The sequence below is a fragment of the Neisseria sp. P0014.S002 genome, from assembly GCF_051958295.1.
Classification (GTDB): Bacteria; Pseudomonadota; Gammaproteobacteria; order Burkholderiales; family Neisseriaceae; genus Neisseria; species Neisseria flavescens_B.
The window spans coordinates 1-2,090 of record NZ_JBQCVO010000024.1 but is presented as its reverse complement, the minus strand read 5'-3'; the positions used below and the strand labels follow the sequence as shown (position 1 = coordinate 2,090).

The following is a 2,090-nucleotide window of genomic DNA, read 5'->3' as shown; positions in this document are numbered from 1 at the left end:
AAGTTCAGCAAAAGACTCCCCCCTAAAACCTGTCTGTCCTGTAAGGGTGCGGTAGGTGCCGGCCGTCCGGTCAATCCAATACATGGTTTGAAGTTTTTGACAAATGAGACCGACTTTGCCTTTGAAGGCATTCTGCCGCTGGTATGGAACCGCAGCTATTATTCCGACCAAGACGGTACCGGCTGGCTCGGCGAGGGTTGGAGCGTACCGGGCTGCCAACGCATTATCCGCGATGCGGCCGGATTGGCCTATATCGACGATCAGGGCCGTTTGTTCCCTTTACCGGAAGTGGATGAAGATGACGAAGAGCCGGTATTGTTCGAGAGCGAACAGATTTGGTTCAGCAAGAATCCGGACGGGCATTACGTCATTGCTTCGCTGGACGGTTCGATAGCACTGCGTTTTGCACCTTTGGCGGTGGCGGAAGACGGTTCGGACGAAGATGCCACCCTCTTCCCTTTGGTTGCGGTAGAAGACGCCAACGGCAACCATCAGCGTTTCGTCTATCATCCGCTGACTGGTCTGCCGCAATACATTATTGACGGCAACGGACGGGTATTCTCGCTGAACTTCGGCAATGTGGCTGATGAACAGTCACCCAAAATGCGGCTGCTGTCGGTGTCGCTGTTGGAAGGTTTGCCATCCTTCGGCGAAACAGTCCGGGTCGGCCGTCCGCTGGTCCGCTACGAATACAACGGCAGCGGTGACTTAATCCACGTCATCGGTCGCGACGGCAACGTCAAACGCAACTTCGGCTATAAAAACAATCTGATGGTGTCGCATACGGATGCGGCCGGATTGGTATCGGAATACGAATACGACCATTACACCCCGACCGGCAAAGTCATCCGCAACTGGACTTCTTTGGGCGAGGAATGGCGCTTTACCTATCACGAAGGTTACACCGAGGTAACCGACATACTGGGCCGTACCGAGCAATATCATTACGATTACAACAACGAGTTGACCAAACGGGTGTTTGCCGACGGCAGCACCAACCTGATGGAACGCGACGACTTGGGCCGTCTGCTCAGCCACACCGATGCGATGGGACGCGTTACCCGTTATCAGTACAGCAACGAAGGCCAGGTAGAAAGTATTACTCGTCCGGACGGCGTTATCCTGCATTTCGACTATGACGACAACTACCGTCTGATCCGCAAAAGCGATGCCGAAAGCCGTTACCACGGCTATACCTATGACGAAGCGGGCAACCTGCTGACCCATACCGACCCGCTGAAACACATCACCCGTTTCGAATATGCCGGCAACGGTCTGTTGCTGTCGGTGACCGATCCGAACGGCAGCAGCACCGCCTACCACTATAACGAAAACCATCAGCCCGACCGGATTACCGACTGCTCGGGTTACGAAACCAAACTCTCTTACACCGCCGAAGGACAGTTGGCGCGCATTACCGATGCGCTGGGACAGCATACCGAATACCATTACGACGCCAATCAAAACCTTACCCTCGCCCTCTATCCCGACGGTAGCAAAGAGACCTTCGGCTACGATGGCGCAGGTCGTCTGACCACCCATACCGATGCCGAAGGCCACACCACCGCCTACGAATACGGCCAGGACGGTCTGCCGACCCGACGCACCAATGCGCTGGGTCATACCTTCGGCTACCATTACGACCAAGCCCGCCGCTTAGTCGGCCTCACCAATGAAAACGGTGCGCGCTACCGCTTCGCCTACGACGTCCTCGACCGATTGATTGCCGAAAGCGGCTTCGACCATAAACTGACCGGCTACCGCTATAATGCTGGTAACGAACTAATTGAACAGCGCGAATTCGGCGATGATGCCACCCTTGCCGCCAAACTGATGGCTCAACTGGGCGGACAACCCATTGCCCAAAAAGACGCCGCCCCGCTTTCAGACGGCCTCGACAGCCAAACCCCGCTACGGATTACCGAGTTCAAACGCGATGTATTGGGCCGCTTAATCCATACCTTCGCCCGCAACAACGACAAGGTTCATGAAACCGCTTACCAATACGACCTAGACGGCAACCTCGTCCGTGCCGCCAACCGCCACAGCATCACCTGCTTCGACTACAACGGCAACGGCCAAATCATCGG

Annotated in this window: 1 protein-coding gene; it reads left to right on the top strand. The window is 55.7% G+C overall.

The annotated features are described in order from the left end of the window. Nucleotides 1-2,090 (top strand): DUF6531 domain-containing protein (locus ACTHSX_RS10400; protein WP_440379665.1); only part of this gene is annotated, 2,090 nt, incomplete at both ends.